The organism is Bradyrhizobium sp. BWA-3-5 (assembly GCF_032917985.1).
In the GTDB taxonomy this organism is placed as follows: domain Bacteria; phylum Pseudomonadota; class Alphaproteobacteria; order Rhizobiales; family Xanthobacteraceae; genus Bradyrhizobium.
Genome location: NZ_CP136626.1, coordinates 6989353 through 7014669, shown reverse-complemented (window position 1 = coordinate 7014669; position 25317 = coordinate 6989353). Strand labels below are relative to the sequence as shown.

Genomic DNA, 25317 nt, shown 5'->3' with positions numbered 1-25317 from the left:
GAGGCGTAAAGACCGCAAAGCGGCGCGCCGGGGAGGGAGGCAGATGACGAGGAACAGTAAGGGCTGGCAACCGATTGCCGTGGCCTTGATGTTTGCCGCGATGAACAATCCGGTCTGTGCCCAAGAGGATCGCAAGAAGCCGCCGATCATCCTGGAATCGACCGGTGCGTATGAAGTGGGCGGCAAGATCATCGCCAAGCCCGGAGATCCTGGCCAGACGCTCTCTTGCGATCATGGTTACGTCGAATACTTCATTCCGGCAAAACGGCGCAGTGTCGGCCTGATCATGTGGCACTCTTCCAGCACGAAGGTGTGGGAGAACCGCTGGGACGGCGGTGAGGGTTACAAGAGCATATTTCTGCGCAAGGGCTATCCGGTCTATCTTTGGGACGGCCCGCGTGTCGGCCGCGCGAACTGGAGCTGCGAGCCGATCACCTACACGCCCGATTATTTCGATCAGCGCAATTTCGCCGCCTGGCGTTTCGGCCTGACCTATCTGAACTGGCATCCGGGCTTGCAGTTTCCGACAGCCGACAAGGAAGCCTGGAATCAGGCGACGCGCGCCCGCTATGACGAGTTCGATACGCTGGAGAATGCACTGCTGCAGGCTGAGGCCGGCGGCCAAGCCATCGACAGGATCGGGCCGGTCGTTGCCGTCACCAATTCCGCGGGCGGGTGGCGCGCGCTGTTGTCGGCGCTGAAGGCCAGGAGCGACAACCTGAAGGGCATCGTTGCCTATGAGACGCCGGGCTTCGTCTTTCCGGAAGGCGAAGGGCCCGAGCCGAAGCCGGACGCGCCGTATGGCCCGAACGCCGTGCCGCTCGCCGAGTTCAAGAAGCTGACGAAGTTCCCGATCCAGATCGTGTTCGGCGACTACACCGATACGCGTCCGATCTGGGCGAGCTCGGTCAAGGTGGCGCGGACGTTCTGCGACATCGTCAATCGCCACGGCGGGGATTGCGAGGTCCTGCTGCTGCCCGACGCGGGCCTGCGCGGCAACACGCACATCGCCTTTGCCGATCTCAATAACGAAGCCGTTGCGGATGAGATGTCCAAATGGTTGCACCGAAAGGGCCTGGACAGGTTCGCCGGAGAATAAGCGCGTCGGTCAACGAAAGGCACACGTCAGGAGGAAGCATGCGCCCGCTAGTTTTTGGCCTCTTGGGCCTGGCTCTCGCCCTCAGCCCATATCACCGCGCCGCCGCGCAGGGTTGGCCGAATCGTCCGGTGACCATGATCGTGCCGTTCCCGGCAGGCGCTGCCGTCGATACGCTGGCACGTGCGGTGGCCCACGCGCTCAGCGAAGATTTTGGCAAGCAGTTCATCGTCGACAACCGTGCGGGCGCGGGCGGCAATCTCGGCGGCACGGCGGTGGCCAAGGCTGCGGCCGACGGCCACACCTGGCTGTTCGGCACGCCGGCGCCCATCGCGCTCAACAAGCTCATGTACAAGGGTCTCGCCTACGATTCCGATCGGGATTTCACGCCGGTCATCCTTGTTGCCAAGTCGCCGATGATCATTGCGGCGACATCGGCCTTTCCGGCCAAGACGCTTCCCGAGTTGATCGCCTACGCCAAGCAGAACCCCGGCAAGGTCAATGTCGGCCATCCCGGCAACGGCACGCTCGGGCACATCACCTCAGCGCTGATCCAGCAGTTCGCCGGCGTGGAGATGACGCATGTACCCTACCGCGGCTCGGCGCCGCTGATCACCGATCTGCTGTCGGGACAGGTCGACGTCGCCATGGATTTCATGCCGACCTATCTGCCGCTGATAGCCGACCGCAGGATCCGCGCGCTGGCGGTGACGACGAGCCAGCGGGTGGCGCAGCTACCGGATGTGCCGACCGTGCAGGAAGCAGGTTTCAAGGGATTCGAGGCGACCGCATGGTATGCGATCGTCGCGCCGACCGGCACGCCGCCAGAGATCGTGGCGAAGGTGAACAAGGCGGTGAATGCCTTTCTGAGCAGCGACAAGGGCAAAACTATCCTCGAACAGAATTCGCTGCAGGGCGTCGGGGGCTCGCCTGATGACCTCAAGGCCTTCATCGACGGCGAACGCGACAAATGGCATCCGGTGATCGAGGCCGCGAAGATCGCGATGCAGTGACGAGATCGCCGATGACTGTAATTGAAATTCCGGTGCTGACGGCGCCGAAGGTCGCGCTGGTCACCGGCGGCAACAGCGGCATCGGCAAGGCGACCGCGGCACGGCTTGCTGCTATGGGGGCAGCCGTCGTGGTTGGCTACAACATCCGCCGCTCGCTGGCGGAAGAGCTGATCGAGGGACTGCAGGGAAGTGGGCATCTCGCGATGCGCACCGCCATTGACGATCCGGCTTCGATCTCCGAAGCAGCCGCGGCCGTGGAGAGGCGGTACGGGCGGCTCGATGTACTGGTCAATTGCGGAGGCGCCACGACGCCGGTACCCGCTGCCGATCTGGACGGGCTGACGGACGACATCTTCGATCGCACCGTTACGACCAATCTGCGCGGGCCGTTCGCCATGATCCGCGCCTTTCGCCCGTTGCTGGAGCGCGGCAGCGGCGCAGCCGTCGTGAACATCTCGTCGATTGCGGCCCGCACGGGCGTCGGCAGCAGCCTGGCCTATCTCGCCGCCAAGGCGGGCGTCGACGCGCTGACGATCGCGCTCGCAAAGGTGCTGGCGCCGCGCATTCGCGTGTTCTCCGTCTCGCCGGCCGGTGTGGATACGGATTTTGTCGCGGGCCGTACGCGAGAGCAGTTGCAGAAGATTGCCAAAAAACTGCCGCTCGCCCACCTCACCACGCCCGATGATGTCGCGAGGGCGGTGATCGCCTGCATCGTCAACCTGACGAGCTCGACGGGAATTGTGCTGCCGGTGGATGAGGGCAGGCATCTCTGACTGAACAACGCCATGCGGGCATCATGAACGGGGAACGATGGAAAAACTGAAATTCTATATCGAGGGCGCATGGGTCGATCCGGCGGCGCCGTCAACGCTCGGCGTGGTCAACCCTGCGAGGGAAGAGATCTTCGCCTGGATCAGCCTCGGCTCGAAGTCCGACGTGGATAGGGCCGTCGCTGCGGCGCGCCGCGCGTTCGCGGTCTATTCCGAAACCAGCGTCGAGGAACGCCTGTCGTGGCTGCAGAAGATCATCGAGGGTTTTAGAGCGCGCCTGCCGGAGCTGGCGCGGACGATGACGCTCGAAATGGGCGCGCCGATCACGTTCGCGACGGAGCGTCAGGCTACCGTGGCGCTGTTTCATTTCGAGGAAGCTGCGCGCGTGCTGGCGCAATACTCCTTCGAGGAGCGGATGGGAAACGGCATCGTCCGCCGCGAGCCGATCGGCGTCTGCGGATTGATCACACCGTGGAACTGGCCGCTGAACCAGGTTGCTTCCAAGGTCGCGCCGGCGCTCGCCACCGGATGCACCGTGGTCCTGAAGCCCAGCGAGATCGCCCCGCTCAGCGCGATGCTGTTTGCCGAGATCGTCGACGCTGCCGGCGTGCCGTCGGGCGTCTTCAATCTCGTCAACGGTGATGGCCCCACGGTCGGCGAGGCGATCGCCGTGCACCCCGGGATCGACATGGTATCGTTCACGGGCTCAACGACGGCCGGCGTGCGAGTGGCAAAACTCGCTGCAGATACCGTCAAGCGCGTCACGCAGGAACTCGGCGGCAAGTCCGCCAACATCATCCTCGCCGATGCCGACTTGAAGAACGCCGTGATCCAGGGCGTTCATGCCTGTTACACCAATGCCGGCCAGAATTGCCAGTCTCCGACGCGCATGCTGGTCCCCCGCGCGCAACTCGGGACGGCATTCGCGGCCGCGCAGGAGGCGGTCGGCAGCATCCGCGTCGGCGACCCCCTTGATCCGGCATCCACCATGGGGCCGCTGGTGAGCCAGGCGCAGTTCGACAAGGTGCAGGATTTCATTCAGTCCGGCATTGACGAGGGGGCGACGCTGGTCGCTGGCGGTCCGGGGCGGCCAGCCGACATCAACCGCGGATACTATGTTCGCCCGACCGTCTTCGGCCACGTGATGCCACAGATGAAGATTGCACGCGAGGAGATCTTTGGGCCGGTGCTGTCGATCATCAGTTACGATACCGAGGACGAGGCAGTCGAGATCGCCAACGACACGCCATTTGGCCTGGCGGGATTCGTGCAGTCTAGGGACGTTGCACGCGCCCACAAGATCGCCAATCGCATCCGCGCCGGGCGGGTCTATCTCAACGGCGCGCCGTTCGACCGCAGCCTGCCGTTCGGCGGCTACAAGCAATCCGGCAATGGGCGTGAGTTCGGCGTGTTCGGATTTGAAGAGTATCTGGAGGTGAAGGCGATCATCGGCTAGCACGCCTCGCATTCAGGTCGCGGGACGGAAATGTCCGGGCGGATGCTTCGTGTCGCGCCGGATCAGCCGGCGCAGCGTGGACGGCTCCGCATATCCGACGCGCCGCGCGATTTCGTCGACCGAAAGCCGCGTGGTCTCCAGCAAGAATCGCGCGGTCTCCAGCTTGATCCGTTGCACGAACTGAATCGGCGACACGCCGCAGGTCGCCGCCATTCGCCGGGCAAATGTCCGCGGCGCCAGCGCCACGGCTGCGGCGAGCTCTTCGATCGCGAAGTCGCGCGCGATGTTGTCGCGCACCCATTGCTCGGCCTTGGCGATCCGTTCGTCCTGTCCCGCCAGATAATTGATGGCCATGAAGGGCGCCTGCGAGCGTCGCCCTTCAAGCAGCAGATAGTTGGCGCAGGCTTGCGCCAGGGCCGATCCGGCAAACCGGCCGACGATCGCAAGCATGAGGTCCATCTGCGCCATGGCCGCGCCGCCGGTCGCGATGGGCCAGTCGGCGACCACAATCTGCTCCGGCACCAGGTCGACTGCGGGATAGCGCTGCCGGAATAGCGGTGCGAACCACCACGTCGTGGTCGCACGCCGGCTCTCGAGCAGCCCGGTGTCCGCCAGCAGGAAGGTGCTCGCGCAGGACGCGGCGAGCGCGGCGCCACCTTCGAACGCACCGGCAAGCATGTCGCCGGCGCGCCGGCAGGCCGAACTCTTCAACTTGAGAAGCAGCTCGTCTGCCGATGGCGTGCCAAGGCCGGGGACGATGGCGAGTTCGATGCCGCGCAGATCGACATTGCTGCGGCGTGGCCCGCACCGCACCGTCGTCACCTTGAACGGCACATGGCGCTTCGCACTGCCGATCCGGTTGGCAGTCGCAAATACGTCGTGGGTGATGGCCGCGCTTGAAGCCATGCATCCCTCGATCTCGATGATCGCGACTTTGGTCATGTCAAAAAATGCTCGATTAATGTCGTTTTTGACACTAGCGCGCCACCAGAAAAATCGCAACGATCGCTGCGAAAAGGCTGTCTTGGAAGGAATTGCGCCCATGCCGAACCGATCGATGAAAGAGGACGATCCGCTCGAGGATTTCACCCGCCGCGAGATCACGCTCGATGGCATCGCCAAGGTCGTCTACGTCGCCGGCACCGGGCCTGGCGTCATCGTGATGGCGGAGATGCCGGGCATCAGTCCGCATGTGGCGCGATTTGCGCGTTGGGTCCGTGACGCCGGCTTCACCGTCTACATGCCGTCGCTGTTCGGCCGCGACGGCGCCGTTCCCGGTGTGGAGGAGGGCGCGGCGGTCTTTCAGCGCGCCTGTGTGAGCGCCGAGTTTCGCGCGCTCGCCTCAAACCAATCCAGTCCGGTGACGAAGTGGCTGCGATCGCTAGCGCGATTTGCACGTGGCGAATGCGGCGGTCCCGGCGTCGGCGCGATCGGGATGTGCTTTACGGGAAATTTCGCGCTGACCATGATGCTCGAGCCGTCGATGCTGGCGCCGGTGCTCTCGCAGCCGTCGCTGCCGCTGAACGATCCGGCCGGCATTGAAATCGCGCCGGACGAAATCAGGGCGGTTCGCGAACGGCTCGAACGCGACGATCTGACGGTCATGGCCTATCGCTTCGAGGGCGACAAGTTCTGCATGGCGCAGCGCTTCAAGGCCTATGCGGAAGCGCTCGGTGACCGCTTCGTCGGGCGGGTGCTGCCGGACAGCGCGGCCAATACCGATCTTGCGCCGTTCTTCGCCCGCCACGTCACGACGCCGCACAGCGTCGTCACCGCGCACCTGATCGACGAAGCCGGCCAGCCCACGATCGCGGCACGCGATGAGATCCTGGCGTTCTTCAGGCACAGGCTGAGGTCATAGAAGGGCAGCACTCTGATCGAGATCAAACGAAGGGCGGAATGTGGTAAGCTCCTTTTGAAAAGGAGCCCACATGCGGGTATTGACTTGCACAGTTATGACGATCGCCGCGGCGCTGGCGGCCTCGCCGCTGCGCGCCCAGACCTACGACCCCAATTATCCGGTTTGCATCCAGATCTATTCCATCGGCGGCGGCAGAATCGATTGCAGCTTTACGTCCCTGGCGCAGTGCGCCGCATCGGCATCGGGCCGTGCGGCACAGTGCTACGATAATCCGTACTTCGCGCAGCCAGGCAGGAAACTGTCTCGACCACGCGGCGTTTACTAGAGAGCGCGGCTGGCTTGCGCCGGAGGCATCATATGCCGCTTTTGCCCGCGCCGGTGCTTCTACGTATAATGCGTTGAAACCATCCATTCCGTGAGGTCATGTGACTGCCCCCAATCCCGCTGCCGGCAAGCCGGTCGACCCCGCTTCCCTCGTCAACGTACCGCAACTGGTCACGGCCTATTTCGCTTTGAAGCCTGACCCGGCCGATCCCACCCAGCGGGTTGCGTTCGGGACCTCGGGTCATCGCGGGACGTCGCTGAAAAACTCGTTCAACGAAAACCACATCCTGGCGACGACGCAGGCCATCTGCGATCACCGCCGCGAGACCGGACTGACCGGGCCACTGTTCATCGGCATTGATACCCATGCCCTTGCCGAGCCGGCGCTGGCAAGCGCGGTGGAAGTATTTGCCGCCAACGGCGTCGACATCATGATCGACGAGCGCGGCGGCTACACGCCGACGCCCGTCATCTCGCATGCGATCCTGAACTACAACAAGGGCCGCACCAGCGGGCTCGCCGACGGCGTCGTCATCACGCCGTCGCACAATCCGCCCGAGGACGGCGGGTACAAATACAATCCTCCGCACGGTGGCCCCGCCGATACCGACGTGACCGGCAAGGTCGAGAAGGCGGCCAACGCCTATATGGAAGCCGGCATGAAGGGCGTCGCGCGGATGCCGTATGAGCGCGCCCGCAAGGCGCCCTCGACGCATCGGCACGACTATATCAGGTCCTTTGTCGCCGATCTCGGCAATGTCGTGGATATGGCGCTGATCAAATCGGCCGGCGTCAAGATAGGCATCGATCCGCTCGGCGGCGCTGCGGTTCACTACTGGGCGCCGCTGATCGAGCATTACGGAATCAACGCGACCGTCGTGAACAAGGCCGTCGATCCGACCTTCCGCTTCATGACGGCGGACTGGGACGGCAAGATCCGGATGGACTGTTCCTCGCCGTTCGCGATGGCAAGCCTGATCCAGATGCGCGACAGGTTCGACGTCGCCTTTGCCAACGATACCGACGCCGATCGCCACGGCATCGTAACGCGCACCGGCGGGCTGATGAACCCGAACCACTTTCTCGCCACCGCGATCGCCTATCTGTTCGAGCATCGGCCGCAATGGGGCGGCGGGGCCGCAATCGGCAAGACCATTGTCTCGAGCTCGATCATCGATCGGATCGCGCGCAAGCTGAACCGCAAGCTGGTCGAAACGCCGGTCGGCTTCAAATGGTTCGTCGAAGGCCTCGGCAGCGGTGCATTCGGCTTTGCAGGCGAGGAAAGCGCCGGCGCCTCGTTCCTCAAGCGCGACGGCTCGGTATGGACGACCGACAAGGACGGCGTCGTGATGGGGCTGCTCGCCGCCGAAATCCTCGGCCGCACCGGCCGCGACCCGAGCCAGTTGTTTGCTGCGCTGACCGCCGAGCTCGGCGTGCCCTTCTACGAGCGGATCGACGTGCCGGCAACGCCAAAGCAGAAGAGCGCGCTGAAGGCGCTCGGACCGGACGAGCTCGACATGCGCCAGCTCGCCGGCGACGCGGTCACGGCGGTTCGCACCCGGGCGCCGGGTAACGATCAATCCTTCGGCGGCATCAAGGTGGAGACCGAGGCCGGGTGGTTCGCCGCGCGGCCGTCAGGCACCGAGGACGTCTACAAGATCTATGCCGAGAGTTTTCGCGACCAGAATCATCTGAAGGCCATTCAGCAGGACGCCCAGCGCGCCATCGCGAAGGCGTTCTGATTTCCGCGAAGGCGCGTTGGCTCCGCACCGACTGATTTTTTTTCCCGGAAAGTGCAGGGATCCTGCGTCGATCTGCGTCCGATTGCACCAGTTCGGCACAGGCCGGCAGACAATGGAACTGCAGCACCAAATTTCGGCCGCGATTGCACCTCCGATCACGCTGAAATCACGAAGGGGCACGCAGTGTTAGGCTCGGGAAGTAGCTGTAAAAAGCCATCCGAATCGGGGGGCTCGTCAGCTATCACGGTACCGGGGGATGAGAATGAGTGCGGAATCGGTCGTTTACTACCTGAATCGCGTGCCTGAGAGCGATCCGAATGACCAAACCGAGTGGCTGTTGACGGCGTTGGGGAGCTATACCGGCGCGGAACTGCGTGAACTGCTCTATGTCGCGGAGGAACCGGGCTTCTTTGAGCTGATGCGCGGGCTATTTGCGCTGTCGGACGAAAGCCGTGCCGTTCTGCTGCACTATCTCGAAACCGGTCGTCCGTCGGGCATGAAGGCGGCGATCGACTCGAAAGGCCGGTTGACGCTCGAGCACGCCACTGAGGAGCCGCGGGTCAAATGGCTCCCTGTGATCGCAAATTAGCAGCAGAATCTCTCTGAGGTTGTGTTAGGGTCTCCCAGTTCAACAGGGTTGGGAGCTTGCCCATGGCGACGAGGAAGTCCGGCCCGCTGGACGTGCTGGTGGGTACGAGGATTCGTACATTTCGGGTGAACCGCGGCATGAGCCAGGCCGTGCTGGCGGCGCGGACCGGCGTTACTTATCAACAATTGCAGAAATTTGAGCGCGGGACTGAACGGGTCGGCGCCAGCCGGTTATCGCGGATCGCTGTCGTGCTGGACATTTCGGTCGGCGAATTTTTCGAATCTTCCGAGACAGGATCTTCCGACTTGGGTTTGCCGGTGCGCTTGCTCACCGAGCCGGGCGCCTTGCGCGTGCTCGAGGCCTATGCGCGGACGACCAATCCGCGCGTGCGCCGCAGCCTCGCGAAGCTCGTTGAAAGCATCGCCGATCGAATCCCCGGCGCCAAGGCTACGGTTGCGCGCCTCGAGCAGAGCGATCTTGCCGATCGGAGAAGGTCTCCGTCCCAGCGATAATCCGGCTGCGAATTTTCAGCCGGTCGCGCGAATCGCCAGCCGTTCCGGTGGCCGGCTGCCGGGCACGAACTCGCCGATCCAGTCGCGGCGCGTCGCCTCGATGTGCCAGGACATCGCCTCGGCCGAATAGGGCGCCGGATCGGGAATGTCCTTGCGGATCTCCTTGCCATCGAGCCAGCCGCAACTATGCGAATAGCGCGCCTTGCCGACGAGATGAATATCGCCATGGTCCTGCAGCAACACGTATCCGTCGGCAGGAAAGAATGTGCCGGCAAGCTCGATCGCAGCGGGCGGCTGGCGCACGAGCAGGAATGTGCTGGTGGACTGCTTTTCCGATTCGGAAACCAGCAGGCCGACCATACTATGGATTGGCGTGATTGACTGCGGTGCAACCACTGCGAGAGGTTCTGTGATCGGGCCAGCTGTCGCAATCGACAGGTATTCGCCTTCCGGTCCCCAGCGGCAGGCGATCAGCCACTCACGGCTTCGGCTACGAATCAAGGTCGGCTTGGCGTAATCCGATCGGGCAATATCTGCCGCCATGGCTATGACGAAGGCTTTCGCGAGCATAAGTTCCTCCAGGACGAGGGCTGGCCTCTCGTTCACAAGTCTGCACGTCAAGTCGTGAGGTCACCGTGAGCGGTACCGTAAATTCGATGCAGGAATTGTTTGCTGACGCGGCATCGTTGCTTCTTGGCAACGCATTGGACGCAGCCAGAGATCACGAAGCCAGAGGTGTGCTGCAGGCCCTGGAATATGAGGCTGAATCCGATAGGCGGACCGATCCGAAAACAACGAATCGCGCGCATTTGCTGATCGCGGCCTCCCGGTTTGCGCGGGTGTTCGAACTGGCGGCGCCAACGGCGCCCGGCCTGATCAGCTTTGGCGCGCAGTTTGATCCGGCGTTTGCCGACAAGTTGCACGACGGAAGCCCCATCGTTGGCGTTTCCGGCGTTGGTATCACACTGCAGGAGGCGTTTCAGGGCTGCATCGGTGAGGGAATAGAGTACCTCTCTCAATTGCTGACCGGGGCGGATCTGCTGCTCAATTCCTCCGTCGACGACTGGCGTGGAAGACTCGGACCAAAGGCGTTGGAGCTGGTGGCGCTTCTTTTGGAGCGTCGTATTCAACCGGAGCGAGCGCTTTCCTGGTGCCGTGCGACGCGGCTGACGGATGGTGGCGAGGTGTGGCTTCCGGCGGATATCTGCCTGCGCCGTCCGCCGGCGCAGCGTGATTTCGTGCCGCCATTTCCCTTGAGCATCGGCTCGGCCGCCGGACCGTCGTGGGACGCCGCAGCCCTGCACGGCCTTCTGGAATTGATCGAACGCGATGCGGCCAGCCTGTGGTGGAGGGGCGGTCGGTTAGCCCGATCGATTCCGCCGCAACACGCTGCCGGCGCGGCGGCGGAAGCGTTGTTGCAGAAGCTTCGCCACGGCATCTCGACGCCGCGCCGGACATGGCTGCTCGATATCACGACGGATATCGGCGTACCCTGCGTCGCCGCGGTCTCGTGCCGGGCGGATGGCGGCGGCTTTGCATTCGGCCTCGCTGCGCGGCCGGCGCTGGAGGCTGCGGTTCGCTCCGCGATTCTCGAAATGTGTCAGCTCGAACTTGCCGATGCCATTGTTTCGGCGAAGCGCGGCGAGCGCGGTGACGATGCGCTCAATGTTCAGGATCGCATCCATCTGCGGCGCGCGGCGATCAACGCGGATCAGTGCCGATTGCTGCAACCCGTCGCGGAGCCCGCCGCCCATCTGCCTCTCGACGCAACTGAAGCGAGCGACATATTCGGACTGATCGTGCAGCGTTTGCAAAAACTGGGAATCGATACATTTTGTATCGATCTCACGCGCGAACGCTTCGCCGTGCCGGTGGTCCGCGTGATCGCCCCGGGCCTGCAGCTGGAGCCATCCGAAATCGTCACCCCCAGGCTGCAGGATACGATTGCGCAAACCGGCGGGGGCGCAACCTATACCGGGGGCGTCTCTTTGATATAGACTGAACGGAATTAACCGGTCGGTTCCGGAAACTGTTGCAATGCCGGTCAGCGCCAACGCCATCACTGCAGACAACGCCGCGGCGCTCGACAGCGCGCCGCGCCTGTCGATATCGCTGATCGGCCGGCTCGGTGTGCGATTCAACGGCCGGCCGATCGAACTGCGCACCCGCAAGGCCGGCGCCGTTCTGAGCTATCTCGCCCTGTCGGAGACGAAACAGGAGAGCCGCGAGCGGCTGGTCGGCCTGCTCTGGAGCCGTTCGGACGAGGAGAAGGCGCGTGCTTCGCTGCGCCAGGTGGTTCGCGAACTGCGGTCGATGCTCGAGGAGGCAGGCTACGACGGCTTCGTCGCGGAACGCCTGATGGTCGGTCTCGACATCGGACGAATCGAGGTCGATATCGAAAGCGTGCTTCAACTCGCCGAGGGTGGACGCGTTCACCCGCTGCTGCTCAACACGCCGCAACTCGACGGGCGGCTGCTCGAAGGAATGGACGATCTCGACCCGTCATTCCGGGTCTGGGTTCTCGCCAAGCGCCAGACCATTCATGAACGCCTGATGCGAAACCTCGACGAGGGCTTGACCTCCGTCAACGTGCCGGCCGATTCCAAGAAGAAGATCGCGGCCGCGATCGTCAATCTCGATCCGACGCATGAATATGCCTGCCGCTATCTGATGCGGGCGCATGCGGAAGAGGGCGACACCGCCGGCGCGCTGCGCATCTACAAGTCGTTGTGGGATCTTTTGGATCGCGACTATGCGATGGAGCCGTCAGCGGCCACCGAAGAGCTCGTCGCCAACATCAAGCTCGGGATTCTGGAACGCGCGCCGGCCGATCGGGGCGCCTCGGCGGCGAACGATGAATTCGCCATCCGGATGGTCAGAGGAATCGGTCTGCAGCCGGTGGTCCCGCTCGCGCCGGCGTCCAATCCGCCGGCCAAGACACGCCTTGTGTTGCGGCCCTTTGCAATGCACGGCGTCGACGAGGATCACAGCCATCTGGTGCAGGGATTCTCCCAGCATCTCGCCGCTTGTCTGGTGCGCTTCCGCGAATGGAGCGTCGTCGACCGTCCGCCGGCCGCCGTCGTGCTTCCCGCCTCGGGCACGGCACCGCAATACTGCATCGAAACCACCGCCTATCAGGCGGGGGCCGAAATCAACATCGTGATGGTGCTGCGCGACGATACCACCGGGATCTATATCTGGAGCGAAAGCTTCCGCCTAGGTCTTGGCAACTGGTTCGAAACACAGCAGCACATCATCCGCCGGATCGCGACTTCCTTGAATGTACAGTTGTCGACCGAGCGACTGATGCGGCTCGCCGGCGAGCCCGACGTTTCGCTCGATCTTCATGACCGCTGGCTGCGAGGCCAGAGCCTTATTGCGAAGTTTGACCGGGAAAGCTGGCACCGGGCTGTCGCGATCTTTCGTGATTCAATCCGCGAAAATCCTGCTTTCTCGCCGTTTTACAGCAGCCTTGTGCAGATGAACAATATCGAGCATCTCGTGCACCCGGGAGTCTTCCGCAATCTCGACAAGACAAAGGCAACACTTGAACTGGCGAAAACCGCAGTCGAGCTCGATCCGGTCGATTCAAGGGCGCATCTCTGTTGTGGCTGGTCTTATACGTTTGCCTTACGCGAGGCCGAGGCAGCGCCGCACATGGATCTCGCGTGCGAGCTGAACGACACCGATCCGTGGACGTTGCTGTCCAGCGCTCATTATTTCGCTTTCTGCGGTTCGATCGAAAAGACCCGGTTGCGCTCCAGCCAATCGCTTGCCCTTTCGCTGGCGCCGTCGCGCCTCGAATGGGGCTATCACTGCGTCAATCGTTTCCTGTGCGGCGACTATGAGGGCGCGATAGAGGCCGCCGACCGCGCCTACAACGTCATTCAGACATTGCCGGCCTGGCGTGCCGCCGCGCTGTTCGAACTGGGGCAGCGGGAGGCGGCGCGCGAGGAAGCGCAGCGATTTCTGAACGGCATCCGCTCGTTCTGGGTTGGGTCAGACGCGCCGACCGACGTGACGATCACACGCTGGCTCTTGCAGGCGCATCCCATCAACATCATGGCGCGGTGGGAAGCCCTGCGCCGCAGCTTGCGCGGCGCCGGGTTTCCGGTCGAAGGCGTTGCGCCATTGTGCTGGTGACAAGTCCCGTCGTGGATCAGGCACAGGCACTGATGGTGTAGTCGCCAATACGTTCGGCGTGCACCTTGAACTTCTCGCTCTCCGGGATCACCGGATCCATGCCGTTGAACAAGCGCTTGTAGAACGGCGGCAGCGGATAGGTGGCTCCGGGTTGGTTGAGCAGCGCCTCGGAATCCTCAATCATCACTTTCGGGGGCAACTTCACCAGGATCGTGTCCTGCTCCTGTGCCACGAACTTGATGTGCTTGAAGCGGTCCGGCACGGTGGCGAATACCTGTGCCTTGGCGAGCTGCTCCTTGAACTCTTCCATCGTCTCCGGCAGCGGATAGACGTTGTCATCCTCGAGGTAGTTGGTGCCGGTCGCCCAGGTCTTCACCAGCTTTCCCCAACGCTCATGATTGGTCACCTGTAGCCTTTCGATACGCTGCATAATCTGGCTCCTTCGGGTTGGGTGAGACGGAACAATTCCGCTCACAAAAATGCAGGACAGGCCTGCTGCAGTTCGGCAATCTCGCTCGTGAAACTCACCAACTGCGCCATGCTTGAGATGGGGGGGATTTCCTGGAAAAAATCCACCGAATAACGTTCCCGGGAAAGGCGGGCGAGCTGCGCCGCGAGGGCGTCGCCGCTGGACGAGCGCGGATCATTTGCAAGCACGCCGAAAATCACTTCTGCTACGATGATAGAGCCGAGCGTTCCGAGCTTCAGACCCGCCATCTGCTGCATCGCTTCGAACAGTACGAAGAACGGCAGCGGCGGATCGTTCGAGAGGGTTTCGATGTCCTCCACGGTCAGAGCGCTGTAGGCATGCCCCGCAGCGAGCCATTGGCGGAGTTGGTCGACACGGTAGGCACGATCTGCAAGCAATCGCGACGCGGCGATGAGATGCGGCTGCCTGCTGCGGATCTCGCCGATCAATGCATCGACAGACCACATTCCGGCGAAACCCGCGCCGAGCAGGTCACGGTAGAGCAGGCCAACCCGTTCCGTCTCGTCGAACGCCGGAAAGATCTGATCATTGCCGAGTCCGTCGCTGAGAAACGGCCCGATCCGCCGGCTGAAGTTCGGCGTGGTTTCGGTGATTTCGAAAAACCGAGACCACTGAACCATCCAGGTTTCATCAAGCGGCATATTGACCGGGTCGTTGGCGGATGTCTTTTCGAGCGTGCTGTTGAGGTCCTGAATCGACAGATCATTGATGCAGTATTCATGTCGGACCATGGCGTGACCGAAGCGAAACGCGCCGTGCGAGAACTCAAACGGAATTTCCCAGTCGCCGATCGCAAGGCCTTGGTCGGCGTTATCGGGCCGGTCCATGAAGTGCGGAAACGGTCCGCTATAAGCCGCATAGATCGCTGGATGAATGACTCGCTGCATCAGATCGTTGCGGAGAATATTGTGATAGGTCAGCGTGACGGCCTCGCGGGCGCACAGAAACCGCTTATAGGCGGCGCCGAACTGGCTGTTTCGTCCGCTACCGTGCTCCTGCCGCCGGATGAGATCGATCAGGGCGTTGTGGAGCAGCGCGAATAGCGCGGTGAGCTGCGACATCACGGCGTGATCATCATTGCGCGGGTCGGCGACCAAAGCTTCGGTGAGCGCAACCCGAACGCCGGCGATGCTGCGATCTATCCCCGTCACGTTCTCGGCCTGGGCGCGGGCGATGTCGCGGAACGGGCAGCCGGTTGCGGGCTCATTCTCCTTCCAGCGCATGCGGCCTAGCCGCAGCTTGGTGCGGCGATCGTCGTTCGGCGCGTCGAGCGCGTAGATATGCGGGGATCCGACAGGGCCGCTGCCATACAGCGTCTCCAGCCGAAGCGGTATGCGGCGGGCGTTGGCCGTTCCGCGGCCGAGCCCTCCCGCCACCGAAAGCGGGATCGCAGAATGCACCAGATCATGCGCGATGAACTGCAGCAGATAGGTGTAGCCGGAGGGGATGAAGGGATTTTCCCAGTATTCCGCCGACTGGACATGGTGTGGCGGCCACTTGATGGCGGCGTCCATCCGTCGCGATAGGCGATGCATCAATCCGCGCAGCTTGGCATGATCCGACGAAGCGAGCGGATCGACACCGAAGGCGCGGAAGCGTTGCGCAGGCGATGGTGCGCCGAGGAAATGACGAAATCCGGGAGTGGTTGCAGCAGAAATGGGGCAACGCGCCGTGCGTCCGGAAGCTCGAAAGGACGATGCGTCAGCGGCCTCTTGCACAGCCATCAAACCTGCTCTCGCATTTGGTCAAGGCGGCAAGATTGGAAAGAAAGTCGTGAAATTATCGTGAGTTAAATCGTTAGAACCTGTGAACATTTGTGGACATCTTAGGCCTTTCGAACGCGTCTCTCACGCCTGTTTCACGGTGGCGGAAGCAGCGGTATGATTTGCATGTCGCGGCGAGGAATGAGAGGAGTACATCGTGAAGCTGATCGAGGCGGCATCCTTGGCGCGCCGTCTCGGCGCGATGCTCGCGGTGATGATTGTTGTCTCGGGCATCGCTCGAGCCGAGCCGGTTTTCTCCTTCGATGCGACGCCGGGCAAGCTGCCGAAAACCGTCGTTCCGATCCACTACGCGATCGAGCTGAGGCCCGATGCCGAGAATCTGACGCTCGGCGGTGTCGAACTGATCGACATCGAGGTGCGCGAACCTACCGCCCGCCTGACACTCAATGCGGTGAGCACCGCCTTTGCGTCCGTAACGATCGATGGTGGTGCCGAGCGCGCCGACATCGCGCTCGATGCCGCCGCCGAGACGGCAACATTCACCTTTGCGCAGCCGTTAGCTGCGGGCGCGCATCGGCTGCGCGTCGAGTTTACCGCTGGGATCAACAAGTTCGACCGCGGTTTCTTTTTCGTCGATTACCCGACCGACAACGGCACCAGGCGGCTGTTGACCAGCAAGCTCGAGCCCGCCGATGCGCGACGGATATTTCCCTGCTGGGACGAGCCCGCCTTCAAGGCGAGCTTTGGGCTGACCGTGATCGTGCCACGTCATCTCGTCGCCGTGGCCAACATGCCCGTGACGCGAGAAGAAATGCTGGAGCCGAACCTGAAGCGCGTTGCTTTCGCGTCCACGCCGAGAATGTCGACCTATCTGTTCGTCCTGATGGTGGGCGAGCTGGAGCGCATCACCGCGGAAGCGGAAGGCGTGACGATCGGCATCGTCGCCACCATGGGTAAGGCCGCGAAGGGACAGTTCGCGCTCGACAGCGCGATGAAGCTGCTTGGCTGGTTCAATGACTATTTCGGCGTCAAGTATCCGCTGCCCAAGCTCGACCTGATCGCCGTGCCCGGCGGCTTTGGCGGCGCAATGGAGAACTGGGGCGGCATCACCTTCTTCGAGAGCCGGTTGCTGTTCGATCCCGCGACCAATCCGGATAGCGCGCGGCGCGGCATCTTTTCCATCATCGCCCATGAGATGGCGCATCAATGGTTCGGCGATCTCGTCACCATGGCGTGGTGGGACAATCTGTGGCTCAACGAGGGCTTTGCGACCTGGATGGCGACAAAGGCGGCCGAGCAGTTTCATCCGCAGTGGCAGGGCTGGCTGAACGGCTACGGCCAGAAGCAGTTCGCCATGGCGCTCGACGCACGGCGCACCACGCATCCGATCCAGCAGGCCGTCGCCAATGAAAGCGAAGCCATGGTCGCGTTCGACGCCATCACCTACAACAAGGGGCAGGCGCTGATCCGGATGCTGGAGAACTATCTCGGCGAAGCCGCATTCCGGGACGGCATCCGCGCCTACATGGCCGCGCATGCTTACAGCAACACCACCACGGCCGATCTCTGGCGGGCGCTGGAGCGCGCGGGCCACAAGCCGGTGGCCGAAATTGCCGCATCCTTTACCGAGCAGGACGGCGTGCCACTGGTTTGGGCCGAAACCGTTTGCCAGGGCGGTACGCAGCGCATGATGCTGCGGCAGGATCGATTTGCGATCGCCCCCGCATGGATGGGCCCAGCCCTGCCGCCGCGCAACTGGCAGGTGCCGGTTGCGATCGGGCCGTTGGGCGCGACGCCGCCCGCCGATGTCGTATTGCTTCGCGGCTCGGCGGAAGTGGCGGCCGGGTCCTGCGGCGAGGCGGTCAAGGCCAATCTTGGCGATATCGGCTACTACCGCGTGGAATACGGGCCAGCGAGCCGGATGGCATTGACAAAGGCGCTGCCGCGGATGTCGGCGACAGATCGCGTCAATTTCCTCGCCGATAGCTGGGCGATGGTGCAGGCCGGCCGCGCCGAGCCGCCATCCTATCTCGCCTTGGTCGAACAGATCAGTGCGGATGACCGCCGTCCGGTATGGGATCAGGTCATCGGTGTGTTCTCTTCGCTCAACCGCCTGTCGCGCGAGCGCACTGAGCGACCGGCGCTGCAGCGCTATGCCCGCGCCAAATTGCGCCCGGTGCTCGATCGGCTCGGCTGGAATGGCAGCGGCTCTGGTGATGACGACGATACGCTGCTGCGCAGCAGCCTGATCTGGACGCTCGGCGACCTCGGCGACGAAGACGTCATTGCGGAGGCGAGGCGGCGGTTTGCCGGCTTCCTCGGCGATCCGCAATCCCTGCCCAACGCGTTGCGCGATGCGGTCACGCACGTTACGGGCGTAACGGCGGATCGTGCGACGTATGACGCGCTGCTAGCGCTCGCGCGCAAGAGCACCGTGACCAGCGAACGTACCCGTTATTACCTCGCCGCTGCTAGCGGGCGCGATCCGGCGCTGGCCCGCGCCACGCTGGCGTTGACGCTGACCGATGAAGTGCCGGGCACCATCGTTACCGGCATGATCAATTCAGTCGGGTTTTCCGGTGAGCAGCCCGGTCTGGCCTGGGAGTTCCTGCAGAAAAATTATGATGCGCTGTTCGCCAAGCAGGGACCGCAATTCCGCGACCAGTTCGTGGCGAACTTCATGACCAATTTCAGCGACGAGAGCCGCGCCACCGAACTCGCCGCCTTCGCACCGGCTCAGGCAACCTCTGGCGGACGCGTGATGGCCGGCCGGGCCCGGGAGACGATCGCGATCTCGGCCGATCTCAAGGCGCGTGCGCTGCCGGCAATCGAGGTCTGGATCAGGGAACGCAAATAGCGAACATTGCCTTGGATCGGCATTCCGGATAGCCATGGCGAAAACGACCTTTCCGATTGAGGCATGTTTCTTTCATGGCTGATTTTCACGGCGTCTTTCCCTATCTGGTCTCGCCGATCGATGCGTCTGGACAGGTCCGTACCGACGTTCTCGGCCGGCTCTGCGACGATCTGATCAAGGCGGGCGTGCATGGGCTGACGCCGCTGGGTTCGACCGGCGAGTTTGCCTATCTGAACCAGGCGCAGCGGGCGGCCGTGGTGCGGACCACGATCGAGGCGGCAAGTGGCCGCGTGCCGGTGATTGCCGGCGTGGCTTCGACGTCGACGGCGGATGCCGTGGCGCAGGCGAGGGAGTATCAAAAGCGCGGCGCCGACGGCATTCTCGCGATCATGGAAGCCTACTTTCCGGTCGCCGACGCGCAGGTCGAAGCCTACTTCCGCGCCATTGCCGACGCCGTCGACATTCCCATTGTCATGTACACCAATCCGCAATTTCAGCGGTCCGATCTGACGCTCGACGTTATCGCGCGTCTCTCGACCCATCCGCGCATCGGCTACATCAAGGATGCTTCGACCAACACCGGCCGGCTGCTGTCGATCATGAACCGTTGCGGCGAGGGCATCAAAGTCTTCTCGGCATCCGCCCACATCCCGGCGGCGGTGATGCTGATCGGCGGGCTCGGCTGGATGGCAGGCCCCGCCTGCATCATCCCGCGGCAGAGCGTCGAGCTCTACAATCTCTGCAAGGCAGCGCGATGGGATGAGGCGATGGCGCTGCAGCGCAGGCTGTGGCGCATCAACGAGGCCTTTGCGCGTTTCAATCTGGCCGCCTGCATCAAGGCCGGGCTCGACATCCAGGGCTATGCGGTCGGCGACCCCGTGCCGCCGCAGGCGCCGCTGACGGCCGAACAGCGCAAGGTGATCGAAGCTGCGCTGCGCGATTTGGCTTAGGCGAAATTTCGCAGGTTGGACTAAACCGCCCGCAATGCTTCCTTCGGCGTCTCTCGGATCAACGCCTCCAGATCGCTTTGCTCAAGCGTCTCCTTCTCCAGCAATTTCTTCGCCGCCCGGTCCAGGATCGCGCGCCGCGCTTTCAGGATGCCTTGCGCCCGCTCGAACACATGATCGACGATCGATCGAACCTCCTCGTCGACAGTCGCGGCGGTCTCGTCGGCATAGTCGCGCTCGCGCGTCGGATAGGGTCGATCGGCGCCGGCGAGGAAATTGCCGGGATCGCGCTCATAGGCGACGCTGCCGAGCTTTTCCGACATGCCATAGCGCGTCACCATGCTGCGGGCGATGTCGGTGACGCGGCGAAGGTCGTCGGCCGCGCCGGTGGAGAGATGATTGAACACGATCAATTCCGCCGCGCGGCCGCCGAGCAGCACCGCCATCTTGTTCTCCAGCTCCTCCTTGGTCATCAGGAAGCGGTCTTCGATCGGGCGCTGGATAGTGTATCCAAGCGCGCCGACGCCGCGCGGGATGATCGATACCTTGTGCACGGGGTCGACGCCGGGCAGCGACAGCGCGATCAGCGCGTGGCCCATCTCGTGATTGGCGACGATCTCGCGCTCCCTGGGATTGAGCAGCCGGTTTCGCTTCTCCAGCCCCGCCACCATGCGCTCGACCGCATTGTTGAAGTCGGTCATGGCTACCGCGCCGGCGCCGCGGCGCGTGGCGAGCAGGGCGGCTTCGTTGACAAGGTTGGCGAGATCGGCGCCGGTGAAGCCGGGCGTGAGTGCCGCGACCGCTTCGGCATCGACGCTCGTATCGAGCTGAATTTTCTTCATGTGCACTTTAAGAATCTCGATGCGGCCCTTCTTGTCGGGGCGGTCGACCAGCACCTGACGGTCGAAGCGGCCGGCGCGCAGCAGCGCCGGATCGAGGATTTCCGGCCGGTTGGTCGCGGCCAGGATGACGAGACCCGAACGCGAGTCGAAGCCGTCGAGTTCGACCAGCAGCTGGTTGAGCGTCTGCTCCTTTTCGTCGTGCCCGCCGGCAAACGGCCCGATGCCGCGGGCGCGGCCCAGCGCGTCGAGCTCGTCGATGAAGATGATCGCCGGAGCCTTCTGGTGCGCCTGCTGGAACAGGTCGCGCACCCGCGCCGCGCCAACGCCGACGAACATCTCGACGAACTCCGAACCGGAGATCGAGAAGAACGGCACCTTGGCCTCGCCGGCGACGGCCTTGGCCAGCAAGGTCTTGCCGGTGCCGGGCGGGCCGACCAGCAGCACGCCTTTCGGCATACGGCCGCCGAGCCGCCCGTAGTCGGACGGATTTTTGAGGAAGTCGACGACCTCGCGCAGCTCGTCCTTGGCTTCGTCGACACCGGCGACATCGGAGAAGTTCACGCCAGTATCGGACTCGACATAGATCTTGGCCTTGCTCTTGCCGATCGCCATCAGCCCGCCGCCAAGACCGCCGCCTTCCGCGGCGCGCTTGCCGATGTACCACCACAGTCCGAGGAACAGCAGCACCGGCATGACCCAGGACAAGAGGTCGCGCAGGAACGTGCTCTCGATCTGCCCGGTGAATTTGACGTTGTATTTCTCGAGCTCCTGCGCGGTCTCCTGGTCGACGCGGGTGGTGATGAACTGCTTCTGCCCTCCCGAAAGCGGCTCCTTCAACGTGCCCTGCACGGTGCGGTCGGAGATGCCGACGCTCACGACTTTTCCCTGCTTCAATAGCTGCTGGTATTCGCTGTAGGGAATAACGGCGATCTGGTTCGCCATGGAAATGAAGTACTGGATCACAAAGACGGCAAAGATGGCGGCGATGGCATAGCCGACGTTGAAACGTGTCTTGTTGTTCATGATCGAACTCCGGGCGCACACCCCAATCCCGCGTCGGCACATTTGCCTCAAATCAGCAAAAGCCGTGGCGCAACCTCGATTGTGGCCTTCTGACAATGGGATGAGGGAGGCTTGGTTTCAACAAGCAAGGGCTGCTTGCGCGACAATGCGCGCTCCCTAGATGATGGCTGCCCAACCCCGGGTGCGCCAACAAGTCTCTGAACGGTCAGAAACTTTCGGCTGTTCGGGGCGTTTGTTGACGCGGATACCTCATGGGCTGAAATCTCCGCCGCCCGTTCTCCTCGCCGGAGGCGGCATTTTACAGATGAGTAATCGATGAGCCGTCGCTTCGCGCTTTTCCTCACCGTCGTCGCAGCCGTACTGGTTGCCTTGACGCTCTCCAACATCCGCTATAGCCCATGGACAAATACGTCGGCCCGCAGCGTTGACCAGCGCGGGCCACTCTCCGAGGCCGAGCGCGCCAATATCGAATTGTTCGAGCGCGTGTCACCGTCGGTCGTGCAGGTCGCCGCACGCTCCGGCGCCGCCAATCCGCTGGCCGAAGATGAGGGCGGCGAAGCCGGCGCGGGCGCGGCTTCGGGCACAGGCTTTATTTGGGACAATGATGGCCACGTGGTTACGAACAATCACGTCGTTCAGAATGGCAGCGAAGTCGCGGTTCGCTTCGCCTCCGGCGAAGTGGCCCGGGCAGAGATCATCGGCGTCGCGCCAAACTACGACCTCGCGGTGCTCAGGATCAGGAGCGCCCGCAAGCTGCCGCCACCGGTGGCGCTGGGAAGTTCGAGTGAACTGAAGGTCGGTCAATCGGCCTTTGCGATCGGCAATCCCTTCGGCCTCGATCAATCGCTCACCAGCGGCATCATCAGTGCGCTCAAGCGCCGGTTGCCAACCTCAAGCGGCCGGGAGATCGCCAACGTGATCCAGACCGACACCGCGATCAATCCGGGCAATTCGGGCGGGCCGCTGCTGGATTCAGCGGGGAGGCTGATCGGCGTCAACACCGCGATCCTCTCGCCCTCCGGCACCAGCGCCGGCATCGGCTTTGCGATCCCCGTCGACATCGTCAACCGCGTAGTCCCCGATCTCATCAAGAATGGCCGTGTGCCGACGCCCGGAATCGGCATCGTCGCCGCCAGCGAGGCGGTCTCGACCAGGCTGGGCGTCGAGGGGGTGATCGTCGTGCGCACCGCGCCCGGCAGCCCAGCTGAACGCGCGGGTATCCGCGGCGTCGATTTCAACTCGGGTGCGCTCGGCGACGTCATCGTCCAGGCCGACGGCAAGCCGGTGCACCGGCTTTCCGACCTGACCGACCAAATTGAGCAGATCGGTGCCGGCAAGAGCATCCGCATCGGCCTGAAACGAGGCTCGCAGACGCGCGATGTCACGCTCGATATCGTTGACGTCGGCCGTAGCTGATAGCCCTTTTTGACAGCAGGATCATACCCGCCTGCGGGCCGGCCGCGAGGCGCCCTGGCGCATTTATTGCAGGCATTATTTCAATGAATTGAATGCGTTGCCTCCTGCGGAAAAACCGCTAAAACCCCGCCCAATTCCTACCAAGAAGCTCGAAGGAAAAACGGATGAACATTCTTCCCGGCAATATGCGTTTCGGTGCGGGCCAGCCGGTCAAGCGTTTGGAAGACCAGCGGCTGCTGACCGGGAAGGGACAGTTCATCGACGACAAGCCGGAGGAGGGCGCGCTGTGGCTCTATCTGCTGCGCTCGCCGCATGCCCACGCCAAGATCGTCTCGATCGATACGCAAGCTGCGGTCGGGATGAACGGCGTCCAGGCGGTCTATACTGGCGCCGATCTGATCAAGGACGACATTGGCACGCTCCCGACGCTCGCCATCTTCAAGCGGCCGGACGGTTCGGCGATGACGGTGCCGCCGCGCCGGCTGCTTGCGCACGAGGTCGTGCGCTACGCCGGCGAGGCCGTCGCCGCCGTGGTCGCGACCTCGCGGGTGCAGGCGCAGACCGCGGCCGAAGCCATCGTCGTGGACTATGAGGTGCTGCCGTCGGTGGTCGATCCGGTGGAAGCGGTCAAGCCCGGTGCGCCCGTGGTGTGGCCGGAGGCGCCCGACAATGTCGTCGCCGCCATGAGCTATGGCGATGCCGCCAAGGTCGAGGAAGCTTTTGCCAATGCCGCGCACAAAGTCTCGCTCGATCTGGTCAGCCAGCGGCTGGTGCCGTCGGCAATGGAGCCGCGCTCGACGATTGCCGAAATCGAAAAGAAGACCGGCCGCCTGATCCTGCATGTGCAGTCGCAAACCCCCGGCTCGACCCGCGACCTGCTCGCCGAATCCATCCTGAAGCGGCCGAAGGACAGCGTCCTCGTGCTGGTCGGCGATATCGGCGGCGGTTTTGGCCAGAAGACCAGCCTCTATCCCGAGGACGGCATCGTCGCCTACGCCGCGACCAAGCTGAACAGGAAGATCCGCTGGCGCGGCGATCGTACGGATGAATTTGTCGGCGGCACCCATGGCCGCGATCTCACCTCGACCGGTGAATTCGCGCTCGACGCCAAGGGGCGCGTGCTGGCCTATCGCGTGCGCTCGATAGGCGGCACCGGCGCGTACTCCTCGGGGACCGCGAACATCATTCCGCTGGTGCTCGGGCCCTTCGTGCAGACCGGCGTCTACGATCTGCCGCTGGTGCATTTCGAGGTGAAGTCGGTGATGACCAACACCGCGCCGGTCGGCGCCTATCGCGGGGCGGGGCGGCCGGAGGCGGTGTTCATCGTCGAGCGGCTGATGGACGCCGCGGCGCGGCAGATCGGCATGGACCCGCGCACCATCCGCAAGGTCAACTACATCAAGCCGGCGCAGCTGCCTTACACCAACGCCGTCGGCCAGGTGTATGATTCCGGCGCGTTTGCGCACATGCTGTCGCGCGCCGCCGAGCTGGCGGACTGGGACGGCTTTGCCGCACGCAAGAAGGCCGCGAAGAAAAAGGGCCTGCTCTACGGGCGCGGCCTCACCAGCTACATCGAATGGACCGGCGGGCGCGCGCACACCGAAAAGGTCTCCCTGCACGCGACCGCGGACGGCCGCATCATCCTGCATTCCGGCACCATGGCGATGGGGCAGGGGCTGCAGACCACCTACTCGCAAATGGTATCGGAATCGCTCGGCATTCCCCTCGACAAGATCGATGTCGTGCAGGGCGATACCGATCTCGCCACCGGCTTCGGCAGCGTCGGCTCGCGCTCGCTGTTCGTCGGCGGCACGGCGGTCGCGGTTTCGGCGAACGACATGATCACCAAGGCGCGCGAGAAGGCGTCGAACGTGCTGGAGACCTCGGTCGAGGATATCGAATATCGCGACGGCTGGCTGACGGTGGTCGGCACCGACAAGAAGATCAGCCTGTTCGAGATCGCGAAGAACGAGGACGGCGCGCGTCTGTCAGTCGATTCCGAGGGCGAGGTCGACGGGCCGAGCTGGCCGAACGGCACGCATATCTGCGAGGTCGAGATCGATCCGGAAACCGGCGTCACGCGGGTGGTGCGCTACACCACGGTTGACGACGTCGGCGTGGCCGTTAACCCGATGCTGGTGACCGGGCAGGTGCATGGTGGCGTCGCCCAGGGCATCGGGCAGGCGCTCTATGAGGGCGTTGCCTACAGCGAGGAAGGCCAGCTCTTGACCGCGAGCTATCAGGACTACTGCGTGCCGCGCGCCGACGACATTCCGCCGATCGTGGTCACGCTCGATGATTCCGCGCCCTGCCGCACCAACCCGCTCGGCGCCAAGGGCTGCGGCGAATCCGGCGCCATCGGCGGCCCGCCCTGTGTCGCCAACGGCGTGATGGATGCGCTTAGTGAGCTCGGCATCAAGCAGCTCAACACGCCGCTGACGCCGGCCAAGGTGTGGCAGGCGATCAGGGATGCGAGGATGACGGGGTAGAGACTGCGTAGCGTTCCCATCCT

20 protein-coding genes are annotated in these 25317 nt (G+C 63.5%); 15 read left to right on the top strand and 5 right to left on the bottom strand.

Translation table 11 applies throughout. The features are described from left to right. The first annotated feature begins 43 nt into the window (after positions 1–43). Genes RX331_RS33645 through RX331_RS33630 form a run of 4 tightly spaced genes read left to right on the top strand, consistent with a single transcriptional unit; the run spans position 44 to position 4335 of the window. Positions 44–1099, top strand: coding sequence for an alpha/beta fold hydrolase (locus tag RX331_RS33645; RefSeq protein ID WP_317253878.1), 1056 nt, complete (start codon positions 44–46; stop codon positions 1097–1099). A gap of 38 nt (positions 1100–1137) precedes the next feature. Next, positions 1138–2109, top strand: coding sequence for a tripartite tricarboxylate transporter substrate binding protein (locus tag RX331_RS33640; protein WP_317253877.1), 972 nt, complete (start codon positions 1138–1140; stop codon positions 2107–2109). Between the two features lie 11 nt (positions 2110–2120). Further along, positions 2121–2882: an SDR family oxidoreductase gene (locus RX331_RS33635; protein WP_317253876.1), complete on the top strand. Its 762-nt coding sequence runs from the start codon at positions 2121–2123 to the stop codon at positions 2880–2882. A gap of 37 nt (positions 2883–2919) precedes the next feature. Further along, a complete protein-coding gene (locus RX331_RS33630) occupies positions 2920–4335 on the top strand; it encodes an aldehyde dehydrogenase family protein (RefSeq protein WP_317253875.1) in 1416 nt (471 codons plus the stop codon). Between the two features lie 12 nt (positions 4336–4347). On the opposite strand, the gene RX331_RS33625 is transcribed toward RX331_RS33630, so the two are convergent. Beyond that, entirely contained in the window at positions 4348–5277 is a 930-nt protein-coding gene (locus RX331_RS33625; RefSeq protein ID WP_317253874.1) for a GlxA family transcriptional regulator, read from the bottom strand. A 100-nt stretch (positions 5278–5377) separates the two neighbouring features. On the opposite strand from RX331_RS33625, the gene RX331_RS33620 reads away from it, so the two are divergent. From RX331_RS33620 to RX331_RS33600, 5 genes are all read left to right on the top strand, one after another. Then, on the top strand, positions 5378–6196 hold the full coding sequence (locus RX331_RS33620; protein WP_317253873.1) for a dienelactone hydrolase family protein: 819 nt from the start codon (positions 5378–5380) through the stop codon (positions 6194–6196). A gap of 94 nt (positions 6197–6290) precedes the next feature. Then, a complete protein-coding gene (locus RX331_RS33615; RefSeq protein ID WP_317253872.1) occupies positions 6291–6521 on the top strand; it encodes a DUF3551 domain-containing protein in 231 nt (76 codons plus the stop codon). Positions 6522–6621: 100 nt separating this feature from the next. Then, positions 6622–8262 (top strand): phosphoglucomutase (alpha-D-glucose-1,6-bisphosphate-dependent), encoded by a 1641-nt coding sequence (pgm, locus tag RX331_RS33610; RefSeq protein WP_317253871.1) that lies wholly within the window; start codon positions 6622–6624, stop codon positions 8260–8262. Between the two features lie 262 nt (positions 8263–8524). Further along, positions 8525–8851, top strand: a complete 327-nt coding sequence (locus tag RX331_RS33605; protein ID WP_317253870.1) for a hypothetical protein — start codon at positions 8525–8527, stop codon at positions 8849–8851. 62 nt (positions 8852–8913) lie between these two features. Further along, positions 8914–9363: a helix-turn-helix domain-containing protein gene (locus RX331_RS33600; RefSeq protein ID WP_317253869.1), complete on the top strand. Its 450-nt coding sequence runs from the start codon at positions 8914–8916 to the stop codon at positions 9361–9363. A gap of 15 nt (positions 9364–9378) precedes the next feature. Here RX331_RS33600 and RX331_RS33595 read toward each other — a convergent pair whose 3' ends face one another. Further along, complete coding sequence (locus RX331_RS33595) at positions 9379–9933, bottom strand: hypothetical protein (protein ID WP_317253868.1); 555 nt, start codon at positions 9931–9933, stop codon at positions 9379–9381. Between the two features lie 65 nt (positions 9934–9998). On the opposite strand from RX331_RS33595, the gene RX331_RS33590 reads away from it, so the two are divergent. After that, complete coding sequence (locus RX331_RS33590) at positions 9999–11360, top strand: YcaO-like family protein (RefSeq protein ID WP_317253867.1); 1362 nt, start codon at positions 9999–10001, stop codon at positions 11358–11360. Positions 11361–11400: 40 nt separating this feature from the next. Continuing rightward, positions 11401–13506 (top strand): BTAD domain-containing putative transcriptional regulator, encoded by a 2106-nt coding sequence (locus RX331_RS33585; RefSeq protein WP_317253866.1) that lies wholly within the window; start codon positions 11401–11403, stop codon positions 13504–13506. A gap of 16 nt (positions 13507–13522) precedes the next feature. Here the strand turns inward: RX331_RS33585 and RX331_RS33580 are convergent, their stop codons facing one another. After that, complete coding sequence (locus tag RX331_RS33580) at positions 13523–13936, bottom strand: hypothetical protein (RefSeq protein WP_317253865.1); 414 nt, start codon at positions 13934–13936, stop codon at positions 13523–13525. A 41-nt stretch (positions 13937–13977) separates the two neighbouring features. Further along, entirely contained in the window at positions 13978–15510 is a 1533-nt protein-coding gene (locus RX331_RS33575) for a hypothetical protein (RefSeq protein WP_317253864.1), read from the bottom strand. A gap of 406 nt (positions 15511–15916) precedes the next feature. Between RX331_RS33575 and RX331_RS33570 the strand changes: the two genes are divergently transcribed. Both RX331_RS33570 and RX331_RS33565 read left to right on the top strand, forming a co-directional pair. Beyond that, the gene (locus tag RX331_RS33570) at positions 15917–18577 is read left to right on the top strand and encodes a M1 family metallopeptidase (RefSeq protein ID WP_317253863.1); all 2661 of its coding nucleotides are present in this window, start codon (positions 15917–15919) and stop codon (positions 18575–18577) included. A gap of 74 nt (positions 18578–18651) precedes the next feature. Continuing rightward, complete coding sequence (locus tag RX331_RS33565; RefSeq protein ID WP_317253862.1) at positions 18652–19527, top strand: dihydrodipicolinate synthase family protein; 876 nt, start codon at positions 18652–18654, stop codon at positions 19525–19527. Positions 19528–19547: 20 nt separating this feature from the next. Here the strand turns inward: RX331_RS33565 and ftsH are convergent, their stop codons facing one another. Continuing rightward, entirely contained in the window at positions 19548–21389 is a 1842-nt protein-coding gene (ftsH, locus tag RX331_RS33560) for an ATP-dependent zinc metalloprotease FtsH (protein ID WP_317253861.1), read from the bottom strand. A gap of 315 nt (positions 21390–21704) precedes the next feature. On the opposite strand from ftsH, the gene RX331_RS33555 reads away from it, so the two are divergent. Next, entirely contained in the window at positions 21705–22805 is a 1101-nt protein-coding gene (locus RX331_RS33555; protein ID WP_317253860.1) for a S1C family serine protease, read from the top strand. Positions 22806–22969: 164 nt separating this feature from the next. Further along, positions 22970–25294 (top strand): xanthine dehydrogenase family protein molybdopterin-binding subunit, encoded by a 2325-nt coding sequence (locus RX331_RS33550; protein ID WP_317253859.1) that lies wholly within the window; start codon positions 22970–22972, stop codon positions 25292–25294. The last annotated feature ends 23 nt before the right edge of the window (positions 25295–25317 follow it).